Source organism: Paenibacillus sp. NEAU-GSW1 (assembly GCF_009737085.1).
Lineage (GTDB): Bacteria > Bacillota > Bacilli > Paenibacillales > Paenibacillaceae > Pristimantibacillus.
On the sequence record NZ_WOVL01000039.1, the window covers coordinates 1 to 22,219 of the forward strand.

Consider the following 22,219-nt stretch of genomic DNA (forward strand, 5'->3'; position numbering starts at 1 on the left):
GTGGCTTTCGCTTGCCCATCATTTGCTGAAGAAAGCCACAAAGCATCAAAATCGAAAAATAGTGTTGCAGGGATAGCTCTCTGCAACACTATTTTCATGAATACCGCTTCTTCAATTACTGATGCGAGCCGTTTTTTCAGCGAGCGAACCACTTTTGGGACGGCCTCTTTTGCTCTAACGAGCGGCTTTACGCTTCACATAGCGGATAACCGATAGAACGATCATATAAATCACAAAGATAAGCGCAGCTAGCAGAAGAAATTCGACGGGGTTAAAATGCGCCACGACGAAATAGGAGTCCCCATACTGAAACTCATCCGGGGCGGGACGAAACAACTCCATAACGGTCGACAGGTTTAAGACTCCCATTATAACTGCCGCATAATAAATGGCTGGCAGCAATAAGGAAATCAGAATGCCTAACAGAATACTTTTTTTGCTCATTGCGTTCCCCTTTCCTTCCACCACACTAACACCTTACATGCTTGCGTTTAAAACCAATTTGGCCTTTATCTATCGCCTTCTGAATGTTAGCGGAAGTGCTCAAAAACTTGCTCTTTGGCGTGCCGCGGTTTACTTCGATCTGGCCTACTTCATTCACCGTCTCGATCGCCTGATCATGGAGCGGTTGGTAGGATACCGCCACCGTGTACAAGAAATTGCTCATCGCATATTTCGCTCGTTCAGGGGCATCGTGAATCGTATTTTTCACAAGCTCAAGCATCCCAGCGATTTTATCTTCGGAGAACTGGCTGTCCGGACGATTGCCAAGCAGCCAGCAGTAACAGCTCCAGCCCGCCGACATTTTCAGCTCATCGCCGCTCGCAATCCATTTATCCGAAACCTCTTGCGCAATATCCGATTCCGACAAGGTTACAGCGACTACATAGTCCGAAAGCATATAGAAATAAGCGCCTTCCATCCAACGCTCATAATCTGCCTCCGTCATGACGTTCGGCTCCGCGATAACTCCGGCAAAGTACATGGCGTCATAATTTCCTGTAGCATAAAGCTCATTGGCCAGTGTCTGGTTCAGCTTTGTTTTTCGGAGGATCGGCTTCATCTGGCCGGTAGCCACGCCAAAAAGCGGCTCGTGCGCGCCATTGGACATATATATTTTTTTCGTGCGTTCCTTGCCTAGCGCTTCAAGCTCTTGCATGACCGATTCCAGATTCACTGTTCGCACATCCTTTATTCTAGTTTGTCGTCGGGGACAAGCTTTCTTAAATTGAATATAACATAAAGCGGCCTTTGCCCTATACTTTCTGGAATAAGACCGCTTCAATTTTTCAGCTTTATTGTTTAACCTCTACGCGTCTGGCAGACATCAAGCGCTCTAGCCAATCCGTAATGGCATCCACCGCTTCCCTGTATCGCTGTCCCGCGAGCAAACCGGTATGTGTCGTGTTCCAAAGCCCTTTGTACTCCCCGCGAAGGAGCTTCGCCTGCGCCTGGCCCCGCCGTTCGTCATCCTCACTGTTGACCGCTCGAATGACCAGACTTGGACAACCGATGGAGTGGCTGTCAATCGATATGCCATTTGATTCCGGGGAAAATATAAAAGCGTTAAATGCCTTGGCAGACTCTATCGCCAAATATTTATTTTGAAATGCAATATCATCCGCCGATTCATCTGCGCTTGCCAACTCTTCACGGATTGGGGCAGGCACTACGATTTCTGAAAACAACTGGCCTAACGAATTATACGGCACAGCTTCATTGACTTCTCTGCTGACAACGGAATCGAGCAATACAAGACCGGCGATATCGACGGTTTCCGCCAGCTTCTCGCTTAATATTCCGCCCATGCTAAATCCGATTACGATTGGCGGTACACCGCATTCCACAATTGCCTGCATCACATCCTCAAGATAATCCTCAAAGGTAATCCGCGTCATATCCATGTGCCTGCTTTTATAGTGGCTTCTCATGTTCATGACGAAGCAATTCCATCCCTTGCTTATAAAGTGAGGAATGTATTTGCTCCACATCCAGCTCCCTGTAAAAGCGCCGTGAACAAAAAGCAGAGGGGGCCTTTGTTGCCCGGACTCCGGAAGGATACCCTCAAAAATCTCTAAAAACAAATCATTCTCTCCGATATATTTCACCGTATGCTCAGGCAGAGATTTCGTATAATCGTTCATGTTTATAGCCTCCGGTCATTTTGTTTGATATCAAACTATTTGCCGAAAAAAATTTAAAAGTTGTTATATATCTTTTTTAAAATAGCAAGCAAATCCGCTTTTTCTTTATCTGTGATGTTCGAGTAGAATACGTCCAGCATTTCTTGCGATATGGTTTCAAAGACCGTTTCCAGCTCACTCCCCTTTGGGGTCAATGCCACGTAAACAACCCTCGTGTCCGCCGTGTCCCGTTCCTTCGTCACAAAGCCAAGACGAACCAACTTATCGACAAGCGCAGTAACTGTGGATTTATCCTTTCCGATTTTTTTGGAAATATCCGCCATTGTCAGTCTAGACGACTTGAAGAGCGAATAGATGATATCGCCATGTGAAGTGCCGATACCGTTCATCCCATGCTGTTCCATTTCTAATACGATAAAGCGATTTACTTTTTCTCTGATCTTGGAGATTAACGAAATGGCGTCTCTAGTTTCCATATCCGCATTATAGTTTGATGTCAAACAATTGTCAAACTAATTCAAGCGATGCACCATTTCGTATTTATTGCCGCAAGGATCCTCGAAGTAGACGGCATAATACGTTGGACTTATCGGAAACAGCCTGGGACCGTCATTAATCGTCCCCCCGGCTTGCTTTACCAGCGAAGCGATACGATCCACTTCCTCCCGATCTTTCCCCCAGAAGCCGGTCAGATTCTCATTGGGCTTATGAACACGGTCCTCCGTAATGGCAAAATAAGCGGCGCTAGGCAATTCGCCGTCGGCGGCAAACACTTTCCAATTGGCGCTATGGAAGCTACGGGTAAAACCCAGTTCCGGCAAAAGCTGTTCGTAAAAAGGCAAAACACTTCCCAAATCGTTTACTCGAAGATCGATATGGCTGAATCTATTCATTCGTTATTCTCCCCTTCTTATTTGATTAGCGCGTCGGCTAACTTGCCCAACACGTCTTCCCAGTACAGCTTCATCTGTTCCCGTGTGCCGGGATGATCCAGATTTTCTTGATGAAAGCTGATCGTCGTTTTGCCCGGTTTGTCGGACAGGAGCCGGATTTGCAAGGTCGAAGGCTTCTCCCAATCCTTCTTCCCCCACTTTAAACGCAACTGCCGCAATGGCTTGACGACTCTTAATTGCCCCGACACGCCTTCAGCAGATGTAAACGACTCGCCCTCCGTCCACGTCAGAAGCGGTACGGTTCCGATCCATAATGTTAATCCCTCAGGTGAGGTAAGAAACGCCCAGGCTTCTTCCGGCGATACCGGAAGCGTCCTCCTTACACCAATCTGAAAGCCTGCCGATGCGGTTTGGCCTACAACCTTCTTCGCAGTAAACTGTTGCTTATTATCCAATAGAATGCCTCCTATCAGCCTCTTCGTTACGGGGTTAACCCTCTTGCGAATAGCTCCACACTCGAATGCATGAAATTTTGCATAGTCACCGTAGAAATCGGAGACTCGGTAAACAGCTGCGACATAAACGCTCCGTAATTCATCCACATAAACGTAATTGCCTGCGTTTCGGCATCGGCAGCAATGAGCTTGTTCTGTCTCTGCATCTCTGTAAAATAATCCGTTAACAATGCAAGCAGTTTCCGCGGATGCTGCTGCGCCCTCTCCCGGATGCCGGCCAAATCGTTATCTCCCAGCACGATAAGGAACAGCTTGCGGTTGCGGCTCATCATTTCCTGATACGTTTGGCTAATCATGAGCAAATCCGCGCGCAAATCCCAAACGATCTTCTCCTCAAAGAGACTGGCCATTTCCACCGAGTAGTGAAAATGTTGAACCGCGTTCTCCAGCAGGTTCAGCTTGTTGCCAAAATTGCGGAACAGCGTCATTTCACTAACGCCGGCGGCTGCTGCGATCTCCTTCGTGGATACGCCCTTATAGCCTTTTTCTGCCATTAAGTCGATGGCTGCCAGCATTAATTTGCTTTTATTGTCTAATGTCTGCGTATGTTCCACGGCAATCACCTTTTCTGAGTGGAAAATGTTATAGTTAGTACTCACTAACATTATCTATTTATACAATATCCATAATTTTCAACCCTGTCAACCTGAGCGAAAAAAATAAAGGCCGTCCTAAAGGACAGCCCCAGAGTATTAGTCTTGTTGCCCAAGTATCGAAGCACCGGGGAATAAAATTGGAAATCGGTAAAGTTATAATGTTCCATCCTTTGGATTTAGATTTGAAGCCCTCCGACTGCCCTTGCTTCTTGGATCGCCTGCGCTTCAGCTTCAAAATGCAGTTTAATCGGCTGAGGAATGTCTTCGCCGGACTCCTCATTTACCCATGAGAGGTGAGCATTCATGAACATAACTTTAAAACGAAGGAAACTTTGTTTACATTTGGTTTAAGAAGCTAAAGATTGTGCTCTAGAAAAAGATATTAAAGAAAGCATAGATAAGAGCAATGATCCCGAATACGACCAGTATCGCTTTCCACTTCGGCGTATCCCCAGTCGAAAAGTAACTGTTCACGGCCTCGCTCCGAACTAGATACCAGAGAATTAGACCGTTCCACACTGCTCGTATGCCGTACTTCAAGTAGTAGCTCCCTGCCCCATTTTCAGGTGCGCCTACCTGACTTATGATATCCTGTATCGAGATGATTGCAGTGAGATTACGAGAGATGGCGTATGCGAAATAAAACACGGCGAGCCACCATCCCCATTTCTTACCGAGAAAAGTTCCAATTCCGCTTGCAATTCCAAGCAAGCCTAAGAAAGCAATCGCAACTTGGATCAGCACTCCGGAAAAGCCGAGCTCTGCCAAAAACTTGCTTAATGATGCGAATGTAATTAGCTGGACAACGACTAAGGAGCCGCCACCGAGAATAAGCAGAATAGCAAGCAGCGTAACGCTAAAAGGTCTGTCGTAGTTATATTCCATTACTTCATGGCTCGCTGGCCGATTCTCATACATGCTATTACCGCTCCTAATATGGTTTTTTATTACATTATTCTACAATTTCTCCGCTTCACCTGCTTTGACAAAGGGGAATTTTGTTAAAATATTAGCCTTGCTTGGAGACAAACGAAAAGAGACCGTCAGCTTTCGACGGTCTCTTTTTGGGCAGTCCTTTTCACTTCACGATCAGCTCAACCTCGCCGCTGAGGTAATAATGCGCCTCGAAATTTTGCGCAGCGGAACGGATGAAGCCTGCCGCCCAATGGGTAGCCGGCACGTCGGTCCAAGTTGGACCTCCTTCCGCAAGCGACGGTCGGCCAAACACGAGGTTCAGTACCCTAATCGCGTGGGCGCGCGTCATTTTGTCATCCGGGCTGGGAGTGCCGTCCGTGTAATCCCGCATCCAGCCTAGCTGCTCGGTGGCAGATAGCGCCTCGGAAGCCCAATGGGAACCCTGGGAGCCTGCCGAACCGGAAACCTCAACCTCGCGCCACCGCACGAGTACAGCAGCCATCTCCCCCCGCGTCAGCGTGTCGTTCGGACGGAACAGTCCGCCCGATCCGCCGTTCATCCAGCCGGCAGCGGACACATATTTGATGGCCTCAGCTGCCCAATGGCTTTGCGGCACATCGCTAAATACCGCAGCATCACTGCTTTCTGCAGCTTCGTACCCTTCAGCTTTAGACAGCTTCATGATAAGCGCAGCCAGCTCTGCTCGCGTTAATAACCGCGACGGAGCAAAGCTGCCGTCGGCGTTACCGTTAATGTAGCTCTCGTACTTAACCGTTACAGGCTCAGCTTGCAGGACGGCAGCACGGCCCGAAGCGCCGGCATCGAACGCAATGCCCGTTGCTTGCCCTTTCGAATCATATCGAATAGTGCCCGCTGCGATCGCCTTCGTTTCAACACCGCTTTCCAAGAAGACGGCGAGCTTGCGCAGAGCCGCCGCATCAAATCCATCCGGTAAAGAAACAATCAGCGAATCCTCTGTAGTTGTATTTACTGCATTTGTTGCAAACGCAATCGGAACGCCTGCGAGCTTCAGTTTCCACTCCCTCGATGCCGTTAAAGCTGCTCCGCTAAGCAGTTGCTCCGTATCCGCTTGCTGGCGAAGCGCTCTCAGCTGCACCTTCAGCTCGCCGCCTCCGTCAGCGGAAGAGCCGGCTGGCAGTTCATATAGAGCATCGCCAATATCAAGCGTCAGCTTAATGTTTCGCTCCTTCAGCTGCGACTGCGCTTTTGCCGACAGCGTGAGCGTAACGGCATCGATCTGCGGCGCCGATCCGCCGTACGGTCCGATGCGCAGCTCGTTCTCGCCGTTTGCCTGAGAAAGAGCGATAATTTCCGAAGCATCATCCAGCTTCAAATCATAGGTGTTCGTTCCATCTGATCCGCTGGCGATCGTTTCATTTAGTCCCTCTGTCTCCTTGCCGTTCAGCTCCGCAATAAACACATTATTTGGCGCAATTCCGGAGGAAACCGTTCCTTCACGGGTAGCTTCAATTATATAGGTCCGTACAACAGACGTAAGCTCGGCCGTTACGACGACACGAATCGTATTGACGCCTGTGCGAAGCTTTACCGAGGTGGAAGAGCCTGCGGCAAGGGGCTTACCGTTTACCGTTACGGATGCAGCACCGTCAGCCGCTTCAGCCATCAATAGAATGGACTGTACGTTAGAGCCTGCTTGCAGCGTATAACTCAGCTGCTGAGGAGCAAACGCCGGCGACAGCGAAAGCGCCTCTTCCGCGCCGGTCATCACGGCAAGCACAGCAAGATCCGCATTGGCACTCCGAATATTATCAATATCAATTGTTTCAATTGTCTCGTTGCCTGCCAGATCGCGAGCGTAGACCGTATAAGTCCCGTTGGCAGTTGCATCGAACTGCATCTCAGCCGTAATATCTTCACTTATGCCTTCGCGGAAAAAGCCGACCGGCAAATTCCCAACCGCCCACAAGACTGCTTCTATTCCATTCCCAGCGCCCACTGCGGATACCTCTATCGACACTGTAACTTTCTCGGCAGGCTCCGTAGTCTCGGGTTCAAGCTCTAGCGCGGGACCATCGGTTATAATGTTCGTTACATTAATTTGCCTGATCGTTTCATTACCTGCATTGTCAAATGCAATGACCGTGTATGTCCCGTTGGATTCGGCTATAAACTCGCCGTCCTCCACCTCGCTGGAAGGCCACGGGCTGTCCGGCTCTGGTTCGGTTGCAGACCAAAGCACTTCGCTTATGCCGCTGCCGGTGTCTTCCGCATCTACCGTAACGGTCACGTATTCGTTGGTCAGTCCGGTAATATCCGGCGTCAATGTCACCGTCGGCGCTGTGCGGTCAATATTCGCAATGTCGATGGTCGATACAGTCTCGTTGCCGGCGATATCCCGCGCGTAAACCGAGTATCGTCCATTCTCGTCGCCTTCGAATTCTAAATCAGCAAGCGCATCCTGTCCGCCGCCCCCTGCGAAGAAAGCCGCCGTCTCTTCACCCTCCGCCCAGCGGAGCGCAGCAAGCGTATTGCCTTCATCTTCTCCGATGGCTTGCGCTTCAATGCCGACGTACACGGAATCTTGCGTCGGCCCTTCCGGAGAACGCGTAAGCGTAATTTCCGGCGCCTGCTTGAACACATTCGACACAGTTAGCGTCGTTAGCGCATAGTTGCCGGCGGTATCTTCTGCATAAACCGAATAAGTGCCGTTTGAAGCTGCCGAAAATTGATCGGTAAATGTTGTTCCGTTGCCCGCTTGAAAATAGGCCGCCGTTTGCGTTCCTAAAGACCATAGCAGCTTGCTGACTGCAACATTATCGGCAGCAGCCGCTGTAACCGTAATGTCCGTGTTGGTCGGCGTGATCGTGCTTGCCGATAATGCAACGGTCGGTGCCGTACGGTCAATGCCCGAGACGGTTACAGAAATCAACGCATGATTGCCGATTTGATCACGGGCGTATATGGAATAGGTTCCGTTGGCAGTCGCTGTGAAGCTGTCCGCGAATACGGTTCCTTGCGTTAAGAAGTAAGCTGCGGTTTGCGTTCCGGCTGCCCATTTAGTCAGTGCAACGCCGCTTCCCGCATCACTCGCCGTTACTTCTACCGTAACATTCGCATTGGTCGCGCCGGCGGGAGACAGGGAGCTGGAAAGGGCAGGCCCTGTATTGTCATAATAGACAGCTGATCCATCCGTCGTCCCGGATTGAACCGGACCCGGAGCGCCCTCCAGCGAATAGAAGGAAGCGGATACGGACAGCGGCCCTTCCGATACAGCCCCGGATAGGGTAAGAACGGCACTCCAGCTGGTGCCGCTTCCCGCTACAGGCATATTAATGCCGCCAATTCCCAGAACAGGTTCTGCAATCGGTACATCCGTTTGCAGCATAACGACCACCGTATTGCCGTTCTTCGAATAGGTTGGATTAGCGCTATCGGACGTAATTGTGAACGATTGCACCGACGGCGCCGTTCTTCCGAGCGAGTACGATGTAAATTGTTCATTTTGAATTTGGGTCCAGCCGTCCGTAAAAGAAACAAGCGACGCCCAAAGCGCGTTAGCAGGAATATCCAACGCGTCCGTAGCGGTTACTACATCGGTTCCGTTAATTGAATAATGAAAGACGGTATTGCCAATCGTTTCCGTTGAAAGAGCGTCTTCCACTTGAAAGGATGAAATCGTCGCCCAAGCGGCGGTTGCCGGAATGCTAGCCGGATTACTCGTTTGACTGATTACGCCGAAATCGCTGTACGTATAGACTTCATTCCAGCTATTGGTGTTCCAGCCGCTATCATAATAGCCCGATGGCGTAACCCAATCGGCTGTTGCAGGGGCTGTGGAGTTCTGATGGACAACGCCGCCCGAGCTGTATGTGAACTCAGTTACCGTGCCGGTATAGAATGCGTTGGTGTACGTCTGATAGCTAAGCATTAGTTTTCCCGAAGCAGCTGCGGCGTTAACCGGCGCCGGCGATAAGACGGTGGCAAACGTGCCGATCAGCGGCAGCAGCAGGGTGATGGCTGCCAGCGAGGAGAGTAAGCTTCTTCTTTTCATGCGGATGTTCCTTTCACTAATAAAATCGTCTTGCTATTGCCCCCATATCAGCATAGGCACAAACCCGGCCGCCACTACGGCGACAGGCAGGAGGTTTATCAGCACGGCCCAACGGTAGCGGCGTCTCATGTATAAAACCCAGGAGATCACAATTGCGGCGACCGTTACGTAAGGGTAGCTTTGCAGGCTGTAGTAAAGAATCAATACCGGCGGAAACTGATCGGCGTTCGGATCGTCGAACAGCATAACGGAAAACATCGATATGATGTACCATACCGGCAAGGACAACCCGTACAACAAATGAATGACAATATTCGCGATAAGCGCAGGTCGCCTTCCCCGAGCAATAGGGATAGGAGCTTCGGCCATCTTGCTCACCTTCCTCTCAATAGCTTCCATTAGAGAAGATTAAGGCACCGCCGGGCATAAAACTATTACCCTTTTGGGGTATTTTATCGTTTATCTGCTCTTTTTCGCTGAAAAATACGGCAAAAGAGGTATGGAGCAGTTCATGGCGCTTCTTTAAGATAGGGAAACGAAGACATTACAAGGGAAGGAATGGAAGGCCCTATGGAAAATGCATTAATCGCGTTGGTTGCAATGATTATTTTTACAATCGTTGTTTACGTAGGTTCGTGGCTGAATGGAACAACCCTGACACGGACGTTTACGAAGTGGTATTTTATAGTCATGCTGATCGCGACTGTAATTGTCACGATTGTCACCCTCGTATTAAGCAGCGGGGAATAATCTTATTACAACAAAGTAAAACGCCGAGTTTATCCCGGCGTTTTACTTTTTTCTCCTTATTCAGATCAACCCCTGCCTCTAAAACCGGCAATTTACAGAATTATCCCCTAACGATAGACTAGAAACGAGGCCTATTAAACGTTATCAGACTCTCAATAAGTGCCCTAGATCTCTCAGATTGCTCGAAGGATGGTTCAATAGATGCAGCATGCCGGCTCTTCCCCTAACGGCTTCGAACACCCGTATACGAAAATTAGTACGTTAAGTGAACGCTTATGCGCTCAACCCTCAATGCCGCTAGACCAATTTCTGCCGCTTGCCCGCGCAATGACAGCCGCTCTCGCCGACAGCTTCAAACAAGGCTTTTCGCTGCCTGATTTACGGCCGGCTGCCATTGGGATAATCCCGAATGGACAGGTCTGGCTGATGCAGCCCGAACGCCGGGGACCGCTCAGCGAGGCGGACTGGCCGTACTGCTCTCCCGAGCGTACCGGACGCATGAAACGGCAGGAGGATGAACGAAGCTCTCTTTATTCATTAGGCGTTATTTTCTATGAAATGCTGGCCGGCGAGCCGCCTTTTACGGCCGATGATCCGCTCGCGTGGATGTACATGCATCTGGCACAGAGCCCTCCCCCGCTGCGCGGTCGTCTGCCCGAGCTGCCGGAGGCGGTCGAGCAGCTTATTCTCAAGCTGCTGGACAAAAATCCGAATAACCGGTTCAGTTCGGCTGAAAGCCTGCTGGCTGCGCTTGAAGTATGCGAGCAGGCCAATCCGGCCCAGCCCGGCGCTCCCGGCTTTTACGGCCGGGATTCCGAAGCCGCCCAGATCGAGAAAGCGTTTCGTTCGGTCTGCCTTGGCTCTTCCGAAGCCGTATACGTATGCGGAGAAGCTGGCATCGGCAAAACGCGGCTCATTGAGGAAACGTTCCGCGACGGCAGGCTTGCCGATTCCTACTATTTCATCTCCGGCAAATTCGATCAGCTTGCGGCAGGCGTTCCATATGAGCCAATCGTTAAAGCGTTTCGCGGGCTCATTCGCCGGCTGCTTGGCGAATCCGAGGCGTCCGTCGATGCGTGGCGCATCAGACTGACGGCAGCGATGGGAAGCGTCGCCGGCGTCATCTCGGCACTCATTCCCGAAGCGCGCCTGCTGTTTGGAACCGATGCCGGAGGCGAGGAGGAGCTGCCGACAGCAGAAGCGCGCAAACGTTTCTTCTATGCGTTTCGCCGCTTCGCACAGGCGCTTGCGGCAAAGGAGCACCCTCTTGTGCTGTTCATCGACGATTTGCAATGGGCGGACGAATCGTCCCTCCAGCTTCTGGATTCGCTGATCCGCGATCCGGAATGCCAATACTTGCTGTTCGTCGGCGCTTATCGCCCTGAGATTGAAGCTTCTATTAAGCTCCCAGGCTTAGGCGATAAAGGAAGCGCCTCCGAACAAACCGCCGTAAGGCAAATCCGGCTTGTTTCGCTCCCGATGGCTACCTTAAACCAGTTGGCAGCTGGCACGCTCGGTGCTGACGAGCATCAGACGCAGCCGCTGAGCGACGCCATCGCTGCACGTACCGGCGGAAATCCGTTTCACTTCAAGCAGCTGCTGCTTCGGCTGCGAGATGAGCAGCGCCTGCAGTTTCAGCCGGACAAAAATGTTTGGCAATGGCAGCTCGATTCATTCGCCAACGACGATGCGGAATTCGAAGTCGGCGGCCTGCTTGAATACCGCCTTGGATTGCTTCCGCAAACCGCCGTCAAGCTGGCGGAAGCCGCATCCTGTATCGGCAGCGCATTTGCCGCCGAGCTGGCCGCGTCTGTATGCGGACTAACCGAAGAAGACCGCCTCGCCGCCTTGCATGCGTTGGAAACCGAAGGGGTGATCCTTCCGCAGCCGTTGCCCGATGGAAGCGTCCGTTTCGCCCATGACAGCATCCATAAGCTGATCTATGGCCGGATCGGCGAGCCGGAGCGAGCGAAGCTGCATCTGGCGCTCGGACGAGCGCTTTCCGCCGGAAGCGCAGACGAAAGCGAGCGGGACGAGCGGCTGTTCGAGCAGACGCTGCATATGAACCGCGGCGCGGAGCTGCTGCGCGGCGACGAGGAAAGACTTTCACTGGCGGAGCTGAATTTGAAGGCCGGCAACCGCGCCTTGGCCTCTTCGGCCTACGACGCTGCGCTCGGTTATTTCAGCCGCGGCAGCTCGCTTCTTGAGGAGCGGCATTGGAACAGGCACTTCGAGTTATGCTTTGAGCTGCACGCCCGCCTGGCGGAATGCGCCTATCTATGCGGTCAAGCCGAAGATTCGCTCCAGCGGATTGAACGGTTGCTGGCACGAGCGCGCAATCCGATCGAGCGGAGCCGCATTCGTATGATCCGCATCATGCAGCTCATTAATCAAGGCAAATATGCCGAAGGAACGGCACTCGGACTGCACAGCTTGGCGGAATTCGGCATCCGCTTGTCTACTGGCCCGGGACCGCTGCGGCTGCTTCACGAGAAGTGGAAAACAAACTGGCAGCTGCTTCGCGCCAAAGATCGGCTGCAGCAGCTGCCGGCAATGGACGATCCGCAGTCCATTGCCGCCTTAGATTTGATCGCCGCCATCGTGCCGTCGAGCTTTTTCACTGATAAAAGCATGTTTTTCCTGCTGACGAGCCGGGCGTTGCGCTTGTTGCTGCGCGGCGGCCAATCCCCGCTGGCAGCCGTCGTTTTCTCGGCTTACGGCATGCTTGCCGAAACCGCCTGGCGCAATCACGCTCAAGGCCGGAAGCTTGGCGGACTTGGCATCCAGCTGGCGGAAAGCAGCGGCATGGCATCGGTCAGCAGCATGGCTTATACCATGTACAGCGCGGTCACCAGCATCTTCGCGGGAGACGCGCGCGAAACCGATTTTTACTTGCCGCAGGCCATGCGCCACGGCATGAACGCAGGCAATTATATTTTCGCCAGCTATGCCATGGGCGGCCACGTGAATTCGCTGTATACGCGAAGTTCGCTTAGCGAGCTGACGCGCGTGATAGCCGGATATATGACCGTGCTCGAAACGACAAAGGACGAGTTCGTGCAGCAAAACTTCTATTTATATGAGCAATGGATGGCTGCGCTTCAGAATAAAACCGATTCGCCGGTATCGTTCAATGACGAGGGTTTTTCCGAAGAAGCGTTTCTCGCCCGTATCGGGCAAGAGGAAACCGCGGCAACGACCCTTTATCAGTACAGTACCTATAAAGTGCAATTGTACTTCTTAGAAGAGCGTTACGAGGAAGCAGCGGCATGGGCCGCCAAGGCAGTTCCGCATGAGCCGTATGCGACCCATTTGCCGCATCTGCCGGAATGCTGTTTCTATGAAGCGTTGGCCCTGATCGGCTTATGCATTGCTGAAGGAATGGCGGCACAGCATACCCGCAACAAGACGATTCGCATTCAAAAGCTGCTGCGCCGCTTCCGGCGATTCGCTAAAGGCAGCGAAATTAACTTCCGGGCGCGCTGCACGCTGCTGCATGCCGCCTATGCTGAAGCTCGGGGACGAACGAAAGAAGCCGAGACTTTATATGACAAGGCGCTCCGGGAAGCTTACGAATTCGGAGATATACGCGCTAAAGCGCTTGGAGGCGAATTGGCCGGGCAGTTCTATGAACGCAGCGGGCGCGGGGCAGCCGCTCGCCATTACAACCGGATTGCGCTGGAGGGATATACGGAATGGGAGCTGCCGCGAAAAATGGCTCAGCTCTCGGATAAGCTGAGCGGCAATCCGGCCGAGCTGAAGTCGCAGCACGCCGGCCAAGACCGGCCAAGCGGCACGTCATTAGCAGCCGCCGAAGCGGCAGCAGCTTCCGACAGGCAGAGCCAGCCAGCGGCCGATCTCGAAGCCGAGCTGGCCGCGATCCTGCGCGCCACCCGTGTTATTACCGGACGCGACAGTGCCGACGCGATGCTCGCGGAGCTGCTGACCGTCATGATGACGTATGCCGGAGCAAGCACTGGCGCCTTGCTGTCAGCGGACGGCGGCGATTTGCGCATTCAAGTGTACGCCGAGCCGAATGAAGCGGCCATTGCCGCCGAGCGCGAGCTGCAAGGCAGCCAGCTGCTGCCGGAGGGCATCATCCGCTACGTCTATCGCACGCAAGAGACAGTCGTGTACAACGGCGAGCCGGACAGCTGGACGACTCGCAACCCGTACGTGGCCCAACATCGTCCGCAGTCATTGCTGTGCCTGCCGGTCAAGATCCATGGCACGCTGCTTGGCGTGCTCTACTTGGAAAACCGTCTCGCCGCCGGCGTGCTCGATGCGGCGCAAATCGGCGTCCTGCTCGCAATGGCCTCGCAAGCGCTGATGATGATCGTGCTTCGTCAGCCAGCAGACGAAGCGCATTCCAGCGCGGGCAGCGAAGAAGAACCGCTGCCGGAGCAAATCGAGGCGATGGACGAGCCGTTGACCGAACGCGAGCTGGAGGTGCTGGCGCTGCTTGCGGCCGGGCTTTCCAATAAAGAAATCGCCGACCGGCTTGTTATCGCGGTCGGCACAGTCAAAGTGCATGTAAAGCATATATTCGCCAAGCTGAAAGTAAACCGGCGCACGAAAGCGATTATGCAGGCCAAAGAGCTGAAGCTGCTCGATTAAAAACCGTCTTTTTCAAAAAAATAAGCCGTACGCCAACTTCAACTGGATCGAAGAAGTTTAGCGTACGGCTTTTTTACGCTGCTGGATCTAGGTTTGATCCGCAGTCACTTTTTTATTCGCTGGCGCGAACGCAAAAAAGGGCAACCTTAACCTGTTGACATTTTTTACTAACTTGCAATACAATATAGCTAATCGATCTATTATGTATAGCAAGGTAGGTGATGAAATGAGCGATATCTCACAAATGCTTAAAGGAACGCTGGAGGGATGCATCCTGAAAGTAATCAGCAATAGTGAGACATACGGCTATGAGATATCCGAAAAATTGAAAGCCAATGGTTTTCCTAACATATCGGAGGGGACGATCTATCCCTTATTGTTGCGCTTGGAGAAAAACGGATTAATCGCAGCGAATTACAAAAACTCGCCGTTAGGTCCCAAGAGGAAGTATTTCAATCTTACCGGACAGGGAGAAAAGGAACTCGAGGTTTTCTGGGAAAAGTGGATGGAGCTTCAGGCAGCCGTTCACCAATTGTTCCTTCAAGGAGGAGAAACTCACAATGGCTAAGTCGATCAATCAATTGCTCAAGACGAATAATGAGTTAAGCTTGCAATTAAACGAAACGAATGCCGCCATTCTGACCGATATCGTCGTGTACTTGCGCGTCAGCGACATTTCCGAGCTTCAGGCCGAACAAATCAGGCATGATCTGCTGGATATGACGCTGGCCGCGCAAGAAAGAGGCGAAGACCTGCCGCAAGTCATCGGCAGCGATTATAAAGCGTTTTGCAATGAGATTCTAGGCAGCGCCGCTCCCAAATCGGCGAAAGAAAAAGCGAAGGAAGCGACTTTCATTGTGACAACCGGCCTTGCCAGCCTGCTGCTGATCCAGCTCTTCTTCATGAAAGACGCTTGGCAGCTGGCTGCCAATTTGCTTGCGGGAAGAGCGGTCGACTATAACCTGCCCCTCAGCCTTGGATTCGTTATTTCGACGATCGTCATTATCGCATTCGCCTGGATTATCACGAGCGTAATCGGCAAGCGATCCTTTCACTATACGGAAAAGGTAAAAAAGCGCCGATCACAGCCGGTGAAAGTAACGCTGAAATCGGCGCTTTGGGGCATGACTCTTGTTGCCGCCGTCGCCTCTTATTTGATCGTAATCGTAATGCTGGAAGACGTTGTTCTGTTCGACGTTCACGCTCTTGTTCTCATCGGGTCCATTGTCCTCTTGTTCTTACTCGGAAGATTGGCGAAATAAAGCGATTATGCAGGCCAAAAAATGAGGCTGCTCGAATATAAATAAGCCGTACGATAACTTCAATCGGATCGAAGAAGTTGCCGTACGGCTTTTTTTACGCTGCTAGATCTAGGCTTGATCTGCAGTTACTTTTTTATTCGCTGGCGCGAACCAGCCGATAACGGCGATTGCAATCAGCACACCATAGAAAATAACGGTCCAAGTTGTGCTATGAGGGAAGTCATGCTCCAAGACATGGATATCTTCATGAGCCAAAGTAATAACAGCGAGCTTTACGCCTACCCATGCCACGATTGCATAAGCGGTAGTCTCGAGCGCTGGACGTTGTCCAAGCAGCTTGACGAACCATGCTGCCGCGAATTTGATGAGAATGAGGCCGGCGATACCGCCCAGCAAGACGACGAGGAATTTTCCTCCGTCCATGCCGCCAAAATTGCCAAGTCCCGATTCTGGAAGACCAAGCGCCAACGCCACTGCAGCAAGAATGGAATCAATTGCAAAGGCAAGATCCGCAAGCCCGATTTTTCCCACGGTCGGCCAGAAGCCTTTTCCTGCAGATTCCTTCTTCGTCTCTTCTTTATTTTTCTCGTTATCCTTATCCTTGCTTAACCGCGCTTTGACAATATGATTGATGCCCAAGTACAGCAGGTACGCAGCACCGATCGCCTGAATTTGCCAAACATTCGCAATAAACGAAATGGCAAACAGTGCGCCAAACCGGAAAACGAAAGCCATAATAATGCCATAATTAATTGCTTTCTTCTTCTGGTTATCCGGTAAATGCTTCGCGATGACTGCCAGAACAAGCGCATTATCCGCCGACAGCAAACCTTCGAGACCAATAAGAATCAATAACGCCCAAGCATACTCTAACCAAATGGATTCCAACTTAAAAATCTCCCCTCTACTACTGGCGGCAAGTCGCCTTGCGTCGTATGTAGCTAATGTTTTCTTGCACCGTAAATGATATACGTATCAAGTGGCCAAAGGTGTTCAATTTTTTTTATTTTTTCCGAAAGTTGTGATTCCATCCCCGTTTATGAGGAAAGCTGCACCGCAATCGGGCTGAATGCCTTGTCTGCCACCGATAGCCCTTGTAAAGTCTATACTATCGGTGAGCATTGTTCAAGCAGCAGTAATACTATTTTTACGCAGTCGGGAAGCGAATCGTAACGGTTGTTCCATGCCCTTTTGAGCTTGTATAGTCCAATTTCCCTTCATACTTTTCTACAATATTGTAGCAAATCATTAACCCCAGGCCAGTCCCATTGCTCTTTAAGGAGTAAAAAGGAGTACCAAGCGACTTTACCTCTGCCTCTGACATTCCGCATCCTTCATCGATAATTTTGATCTCGATATGCTGGCGACTTCGATAGGCCGTGACGACGACGGACTTGCCGGCATCCGAGGCCTCTAGTGCGTTTTTGATCATATTCATGAGCAATTGCTTAAACTCGATCATGTTAATCGAGATAAAACAATCTTCCTCAACATCGATATCGATTTGGTTATCCGAGAGCAGCGCATACGAATTGAGCAGGCCTGTAACGCTTTGAATCACATCTCTCACATCCACTTGCTCTGCGCTTTGATCCTTATTGGGCTTTGAAAGGGTTAGAAATTGCGACACGATCTGTTCCACCGTGTTTAGTTCATCAATCATTAATTTAAATTTGCCTTTGGCCGAGTCGCCGAAAGAAGAATCCTCTTTGAACAGCTGAAGAAAGCCTCGAACAACAGTGATCGGATTTCGGATTTCATGGGCAACAGCAGCGGTTAATTGTCCTGTCAGCTTTAATCGCTCCGTTTGTTGCAATTGTTCATAATACAGCTGCTGCTTTTTCATCCGCCGGAAGGATAAATGAAAAATAAGAAAGATCAACACTTGAGAAGCGATAATATTAATGAGATTGCCTGCAATGTCATTATGCAAATAGGCGTACGCGCCGCCTTTATCAGTGAAGATGATGTAACCGAAAGCAGCGATGATTAATAACCCGTTTAGAATTAACGAGAAATAAAACAGCTTCATGTCAAAAAACAGAATCGAAAGTGCGGGAATGAAACAAATAAAAATAAAGGTTGTCCACGTTTCAGGATATAAAAAGAAGAGCGTATAAAAGTAAAGAAACCCAAATGAAATGATGAGCTTTCTAAAAAAATGCGTCTCATATTTCGGGTAGATCAATAAACAAGCCGATATAATGATTACGTTCAAAAAATGAACGACATAGCCGAAATTAAGTCCTGTTAGCTCTGCAGTAGCTATTAATAAACCCATTACCATCAGTGCAATAATCATGAGCATGACAATATAATAGGCTTTTCGATTCACCCGGTTGTAAAACTCCTTCATGTATTCACCACTTTTAGATTATTATGTCGCATTTCGTATATGTGCTTTCATCATAATCGAAAGGAGGAGAATATTACCAGCATTTCGTTGAAGTTCAGTTTTCTGCAAAGAAAAACCGCTTCTTGGTAATGGATGCTGCATCATTACCATAGAAGCGGTTTTTTATTTTACTTAATTACGACGTACTCCAGGTTAACCAGCTTAGCGTAAGCTATGATTTGGTCGGTCGTCAGGTTCAAGGAAACGACCGTATGGTGGCCGCCGCCGTTCTCGATCCAAGCTTTCACGCCGTCTTGGAAGTTCGGCTTAACCGACCATAGGACGCGAGCGACAGGAAGATTAGGAGCCGGAACTGTCGGTTCGAATGCGGAAACTTCGTTGATCAGCAATTTGTAATGCGTGCCGAAGTCAGCCATCGATACAACGACGCCTTCACCGGCTTTGCCGTCGAATACGAGACGAGCAGGGTCTTCGCGGTCGCCGATGCCGAGCGGCGAAACGATGATTTTCGGCTTGTTGCTTGCCAGGGACGGATCAACCTCAAGCATGTGCGATTGCAGAATCGCTTCTTGGCCAGCCGCCATTTCGTACGTGTAATCCTCCATAAAGCCTGTGTTTTGGTTGCGGCTCATCACTTTCAGCAAGCGGTCGAGCGCAGCTGTCTTCCAGTCGCCTTCGCCGGCAAAGCCGTAGCCTTGCGCCATCAGACGTTGAACAGCCAGACCTGGAAGCTGTTTCATGCCATGCAGGTCTTCGAAGTTCGTTGTGAATGCATTGTAGCCTTTGTCATCCAGGAAACGTTTGATCGCAATTTCATAGCTTGCTTGGATTCGAACGCTAGCTTCCCAAGCTTCTTTGCCGTTCGTGCCGTAATCGAAGTCGTAAAGCTCGGCATATTGCGCCATCAAATCATCGATTTCTTGCTCTTTAACCGCATTCACGTATTGCACCAGATCGCCGATGCCGTAGTAGTCGACCGTCCATCCGAATTGGATTTGCGCTTCGACTTTATCGCCTTCCGTTACGCCCACGTTACGCATGTTGTCGCCGAAACGAGCGACTTTAATGCTAAAGCTTTCGTTATAAGCAACCGCTACGTCCATCCAGTCCGCGATTTGCTGCTGCACTTCAGGACGCTCCCAGTAGCCGACAACGATTTTGTTTTGTTTGTTCAGACGGGCATTGATGAAGCCGTACTCGCGGTCGCCGTGAGCGGCTTGGTTCAAGTTCATGAAGTCCATGTCGATTGTTGCCCAAGGAATGCTTTCATTGTACTGCGTAGCCAGGTGAAGCAAAGGCTTTTGCAGCAATTTCGTGCCGCGAATCCACATTTTTGCAGGCGAGAACGTATGCATCCATGTAATGACACCCGCTACCTCGTCGCGATAGTTTACTTCTTTCATAATGCTTGTAATTTTATCTGCGCTGACAGCGAGGTCTTGCAGAACGAGCGGGTAAGGCAGCACACCGCTGTTGTTCAATGCATCGGTCATGGTTTGCGCGTGCGCTTTAACTTCAGCAAGCGCCTCTTCCCCGTACAAATGCTGCGAACCTACGACGAACCAAAATTGTTTAGCTGCTGTTACTGACATGCTCATCATCCTCTTTTCTATATTAATAGTGTCATTAATAAGTGCTTCACTTACTTTTGCCCGTAGTAGGCGTCCTTGCCGTGTTTGCGAAGGTAGTGCTTATCCAAAATGCCTTGCGGCAGTTCTTTGGCGAAATTGTTCAATTGGCGAGCGTACAAATTCATTTTGCACACTTCTTCAAGCACGACGCTGTTTACAACCGCCGATTTCGCGTCTTTTCCCCATGTGAAAGGCGCATGTCCTTGAAGCAGGACAGCCGGGATCGCCATAACATCCAATCCGCGCTGCTCGAATGTTTCAATGATTACGCGGCCTGTCTCTGCTTCGTACCCGCGATCAATTTCCTCTTGATTCAAGAAACGGGCGCAAGGCACAGCACCGTAGAAAGTGTCCGCATGCGTCGTACCCATAACCGGCACATCCAGTCCCGCTTGCGCCCAGATGGTCGCCCAAGTCGAGTGCGTGTGCACGATGCCGCCGATTTGCGGATAGTGTTTGTACAGCACAGCGTGAGTCGCCGTATCGGAGGAAGGACGCATATCGCCCTCGACCACATTGCCGTCCAGATCCACGACGACCATATCGCTCGCTTTCATTTTTTCATAGCTGACGCCGCTCGGCTTGATGACAAACAGACCGCTTTCCCGATCGATGGCGCTCGCATTGCCCCAAGTGAATTTCACGAGTCCGTGTTTCGGCAATTCCAGATTCGCCTGATACACTTCTTCTTTCAGTTGTTCTAACAAATTTAGCCCCTCCCGTTTTCGAGCAGATGGTCAACAGCAGCCTGCTCGATGGCAAGCCCCGCTTGGTATCGTTTAATGAATGCTTGGAAGCCTTGCACATCCGCCGGATCCGGAGCAATCTCTTGCCCTTCGACCGCCTGGAATACTTGCTGCTCCAGGAAATCTGCCAGGCTATCTTCTTGTTTCTTGTTAATCATGTAAGAAGCGAGAAGCGCCATGCCCCATGCTCCGCCCTCACCGGCTGTGGACATAACCGAGATCGGTACGTTCAGCGCGCCTGCCAATATTTTTTGTCCGACGACAGGTGTTTTAAATAGGCCGCCATGAGCCAAAATGCTGTCAATCGCCACGTGCTCGTTTTCGGTCAAAATGTCCATGCCGAGCTTCAATGCTCCGAAAGCGGTGAACAGGTGCGTCCGCATGAAGTTAGCCAGCGTAAAGCTGCTTTCCGGCGAGCGAACGAACAATGGACGGCCTTGATCGATTCCTGTAATGTTCTCGCCCGAGAGGTAACCGTAGCTAAGCAAACCGCCGCCATCCGGGTCGGCTTCCAGCGCTTTGTTCAGCAGCACGCTGAACAGCTTGCCGGAATCTGCGCCAAATCCCATCGCTTCGGAAAACTCGCGGAACAATCCTACCCAGGCATTCAGATCGCTGGAGCAGTTGTTGGCATGCACCATGCCGACCGGACTGCCGTCCGGTGTCGTTACCATGTCGATCTCCGGATATACCTTGGACAATTCTTTCTCCAAGACGATCATCGCAAACACGGACGTTCCCACAGATATATTTCCCGTACGCTTCTTGACGCTATTCGTCGCAACCATGCCTGTACCGGCATCGCCTTCCGGCGGACAAAGCGGAATGCCGGCTTGCAGATCGCCTGCCGGGTCGAGAACGCGGGCCCCCGCTTCCGTCAGCTCGCCGGCCTGTTCGCCGGAGAGATACACCTTCGACAGAACATCCTCCAGCTTCCACGGGTAGCCTTTGCCTGCGATGCGTTCATCGAACTGCTTCACCATCGACGGATGGTAATTATGCGTTGCCTCATCAATCGGGAAAATACCGGAAGCGTCGCCGATGCCGATCGCTTTATTGCCGGTCAACAGCCAGTGGATGTATCCGGCCAGCGTCGTTACATAATCAAGGCGAGGCAAATGCTCCTCTTCATTTAAGATCGCTTGGTACAAATGGGCGATGGTCCAGCGCTCAGGAATATTGAATTGGAACAATTCCGTCAGTTCTCTTGCTGCCGGGCCAGTCGTTGCGTTGCGCCAAGTGCGGAACGGCACCAGCAGCTTGCCGGCGTTGTCGAACGCCATGTAGCCGTGCATCATTGCGGAGAAACCGATCGAGCCTACTGTCCGAAGGGTTACGCCGTATTTCTGTTCCACTTCCTGCTTCATCTCGCGGTAAGCGGTTTGGAGGCCAGTAATAATATCCTCCTGGCTGTACGTCCAATAGCCGTCTTTCAACCGGTTTTCCCACTCATAGCTTCCCGATGCAATCGTCTCGAAACGACGATCGATCAGTACCGCTTTGATCCGCGTAGATCCAAATTCGATACCGAGCGAAGTTTCTCCCTTGGTGATCGCATCCTTCAAGTCCACTTGACTCATGATCACATAAATCCCCTCTCTGTTCGACCTCATTTGACTCTTATAAATAGCCGCTTCTGAACAAACCCGTCATACAACCGGAGTATCGGTCAAAAGAAGGCGCTTTCTCTCACTGACAGCTTTAGTATATTTTTTGTACGTACATTTGTCAATATAGTCTAATAGTTATACTGACATGACC

At 51.0% G+C, this 22,219-nt stretch carries 20 protein-coding genes; 4 read left to right on the forward strand and 16 right to left on the reverse strand.

Annotated elements, in window-relative coordinates; genetic code table 11:
- Positions 1–174: 174 nt before the first annotated feature.
- The 11 genes from GOM71_RS22100 to GOM71_RS22145 all read right to left on the reverse strand — a co-directional run bounded on the left by GOM71_RS22100 (position 175) and on the right by GOM71_RS22145 (position 9,465).
- Positions 175–444: a hypothetical protein gene (locus GOM71_RS22100; RefSeq protein WP_156285062.1), complete on the reverse strand. Its 270-nt coding sequence runs from the start codon at positions 442–444 to the stop codon at positions 175–177.
- Positions 445–469: 25 nt separating this feature from the next.
- Positions 470–1,177 carry a DNA alkylation repair protein gene (locus GOM71_RS22105; RefSeq protein WP_367649749.1) on the reverse strand — a complete coding sequence of 236 codons (708 nt, stop codon included), beginning with the start codon at positions 1,175–1,177 and terminating at the stop codon, positions 470–472.
- Positions 1,178–1,295: 118 nt separating this feature from the next.
- Positions 1,296–2,144: an alpha/beta fold hydrolase gene (locus GOM71_RS22110; RefSeq protein WP_156285064.1), complete on the reverse strand. Its 849-nt coding sequence runs from the start codon at positions 2,142–2,144 to the stop codon at positions 1,296–1,298.
- Positions 2,145–2,197: 53 nt separating this feature from the next.
- Positions 2,198–2,644, reverse strand: a complete 447-nt coding sequence (locus GOM71_RS22115) for a MarR family winged helix-turn-helix transcriptional regulator (protein ID WP_253944981.1) — start codon at positions 2,642–2,644, stop codon at positions 2,198–2,200.
- A gap of 12 nt (positions 2,645–2,656) precedes the next feature.
- On the reverse strand, positions 2,657–3,037 hold the full coding sequence (locus GOM71_RS22120; RefSeq protein ID WP_156285068.1) for a VOC family protein: 381 nt from the start codon (positions 3,035–3,037) through the stop codon (positions 2,657–2,659).
- Positions 3,038–3,054: 17 nt separating this feature from the next.
- On the reverse strand, positions 3,055–3,492 hold the full coding sequence (locus GOM71_RS22125; RefSeq protein WP_156285070.1) for an SRPBCC family protein: 438 nt from the start codon (positions 3,490–3,492) through the stop codon (positions 3,055–3,057).
- A 26-nt stretch (positions 3,493–3,518) separates the two neighbouring features.
- Positions 3,519–4,067: a TetR/AcrR family transcriptional regulator gene (locus GOM71_RS22130; protein WP_253944982.1), complete on the reverse strand. Its 549-nt coding sequence runs from the start codon at positions 4,065–4,067 to the stop codon at positions 3,519–3,521.
- 257 nt (positions 4,068–4,324) lie between these two features.
- Positions 4,325–4,453: a hypothetical protein gene (locus tag GOM71_RS24775; protein WP_301539657.1), complete on the reverse strand. Its 129-nt coding sequence runs from the start codon at positions 4,451–4,453 to the stop codon at positions 4,325–4,327.
- Positions 4,454–4,517: 64 nt separating this feature from the next.
- Positions 4,518–5,066 carry a hypothetical protein gene (locus GOM71_RS22135; RefSeq protein WP_156285074.1) on the reverse strand — a complete coding sequence of 183 codons (549 nt, stop codon included), beginning with the start codon at positions 5,064–5,066 and terminating at the stop codon, positions 4,518–4,520.
- Positions 5,067–5,226: 160 nt separating this feature from the next.
- Complete coding sequence (locus GOM71_RS22140) at positions 5,227–9,096, reverse strand: S-layer homology domain-containing protein (RefSeq protein WP_156285076.1); 3,870 nt, start codon at positions 9,094–9,096, stop codon at positions 5,227–5,229.
- A gap of 33 nt (positions 9,097–9,129) precedes the next feature.
- Complete coding sequence (locus GOM71_RS22145; RefSeq protein ID WP_156285078.1) at positions 9,130–9,465, reverse strand: hypothetical protein; 336 nt, start codon at positions 9,463–9,465, stop codon at positions 9,130–9,132.
- 201 nt (positions 9,466–9,666) lie between these two features.
- On the opposite strand from GOM71_RS22145, the gene GOM71_RS22150 reads away from it, so the two are divergent.
- The 4 genes from GOM71_RS22150 to GOM71_RS22165 all read left to right on the forward strand — a co-directional run bounded on the left by GOM71_RS22150 (position 9,667) and on the right by GOM71_RS22165 (position 15,725).
- On the forward strand, positions 9,667–9,846 hold the full coding sequence (locus GOM71_RS22150) for a hypothetical protein (protein ID WP_156285083.1): 180 nt from the start codon (positions 9,667–9,669) through the stop codon (positions 9,844–9,846).
- Positions 9,847–10,137: 291 nt separating this feature from the next.
- Positions 10,138–14,463, forward strand: coding sequence for an AAA family ATPase (locus GOM71_RS22155; protein WP_173275931.1), 4,326 nt, complete (start codon positions 10,138–10,140; stop codon positions 14,461–14,463).
- 226 nt (positions 14,464–14,689) lie between these two features.
- Complete coding sequence (locus GOM71_RS22160) at positions 14,690–15,031, forward strand: PadR family transcriptional regulator (RefSeq protein WP_156285089.1); 342 nt, start codon at positions 14,690–14,692, stop codon at positions 15,029–15,031.
- Complete coding sequence (locus tag GOM71_RS22165; RefSeq protein WP_156285091.1) at positions 15,024–15,725, forward strand: DUF1129 domain-containing protein; 702 nt, start codon at positions 15,024–15,026, stop codon at positions 15,723–15,725. The genes GOM71_RS22160 and GOM71_RS22165 overlap by 8 nt, the downstream gene beginning before the upstream one ends.
- A gap of 108 nt (positions 15,726–15,833) precedes the next feature.
- Here the strand turns inward: GOM71_RS22165 and GOM71_RS22170 are convergent, their stop codons facing one another.
- The 5 genes from GOM71_RS22170 to GOM71_RS22190 form a co-directional block, all read right to left on the reverse strand.
- A complete protein-coding gene (locus GOM71_RS22170; RefSeq protein ID WP_156285093.1) occupies positions 15,834–16,613 on the reverse strand; it encodes a TerC family protein in 780 nt (259 codons plus the stop codon).
- Between the two features lie 259 nt (positions 16,614–16,872).
- Positions 16,873–18,081, reverse strand: coding sequence for a sensor histidine kinase (locus tag GOM71_RS22175; RefSeq protein WP_156285095.1), 1,209 nt, complete (start codon positions 18,079–18,081; stop codon positions 16,873–16,875).
- Between the two features lie 167 nt (positions 18,082–18,248).
- Entirely contained in the window at positions 18,249–19,673 is a 1,425-nt protein-coding gene (gene araA / locus GOM71_RS22180) for an L-arabinose isomerase (RefSeq protein WP_156285097.1), read from the reverse strand.
- A 50-nt stretch (positions 19,674–19,723) separates the two neighbouring features.
- Positions 19,724–20,419 (reverse strand): L-ribulose-5-phosphate 4-epimerase, encoded by a 696-nt coding sequence (locus GOM71_RS22185; protein WP_156285101.1) that lies wholly within the window; start codon positions 20,417–20,419, stop codon positions 19,724–19,726.
- Between the two features lie 2 nt (positions 20,420–20,421).
- Positions 20,422–22,038, reverse strand: a complete 1,617-nt coding sequence (locus GOM71_RS22190) for a xylulokinase (RefSeq protein ID WP_156285103.1) — start codon at positions 22,036–22,038, stop codon at positions 20,422–20,424.
- Between the last annotated feature and the right edge of the window lie 181 nt (positions 22,039–22,219).

Bases quoted from the DNA above. Each gene is read 5' to 3' on its own strand.
- GOM71_RS22130 (WP_253944982.1), bottom strand. From the start codon at position 4,067: ATGCTGGCAGCCATCGACTTAATGGCAGAAAAAGGCTATAAGGGCGTA.
- GOM71_RS22140 (WP_156285076.1), bottom strand. From the start codon at position 9,096: ATGAAAAGAAGAAGCTTACTCTCCTCGCTGGCAGCCATCACCCTGCTG.
- GOM71_RS22100 (WP_156285062.1), bottom strand. From the start codon at position 444: ATGAGCAAAAAAAGTATTCTGTTAGGCATTCTGATTTCCTTATTGCTG.
- GOM71_RS22150 (WP_156285083.1), top strand. From the start codon at position 9,667: ATGGAAAATGCATTAATCGCGTTGGTTGCAATGATTATTTTTACAATC.
- GOM71_RS22120 (WP_156285068.1), bottom strand. From the start codon at position 3,037: ATGAATAGATTCAGCCATATCGATCTTCGAGTAAACGATTTGGGAAGT.
- araA (WP_156285097.1), bottom strand. From the start codon at position 19,673: ATGTCAGTAACAGCAGCTAAACAATTTTGGTTCGTCGTAGGTTCGCAG.
- GOM71_RS22135 (WP_156285074.1), bottom strand. From the start codon at position 5,066: ATGTATGAGAATCGGCCAGCGAGCCATGAAGTAATGGAATATAACTAC.
- GOM71_RS24775 (WP_301539657.1), bottom strand. From the start codon at position 4,453: ATGAATGCTCACCTCTCATGGGTAAATGAGGAGTCCGGCGAAGACATT.
- GOM71_RS22155 (WP_173275931.1), top strand. From the start codon at position 10,138: ATGCCGCTAGACCAATTTCTGCCGCTTGCCCGCGCAATGACAGCCGCT.
- GOM71_RS22110 (WP_156285064.1), bottom strand. From the start codon at position 2,144: ATGAACGATTATACGAAATCTCTGCCTGAGCATACGGTGAAATATATC.
- GOM71_RS22145 (WP_156285078.1), bottom strand. From the start codon at position 9,465: ATGGCCGAAGCTCCTATCCCTATTGCTCGGGGAAGGCGACCTGCGCTT.
- GOM71_RS22165 (WP_156285091.1), top strand. From the start codon at position 15,024: ATGGCTAAGTCGATCAATCAATTGCTCAAGACGAATAATGAGTTAAGC.
- GOM71_RS22190 (WP_156285103.1), bottom strand. From the start codon at position 22,038: ATGAGTCAAGTGGACTTGAAGGATGCGATCACCAAGGGAGAAACTTCG.
- GOM71_RS22160 (WP_156285089.1), top strand. From the start codon at position 14,690: ATGAGCGATATCTCACAAATGCTTAAAGGAACGCTGGAGGGATGCATC.
- GOM71_RS22175 (WP_156285095.1), bottom strand. From the start codon at position 18,081: ATGAAGGAGTTTTACAACCGGGTGAATCGAAAAGCCTATTATATTGTC.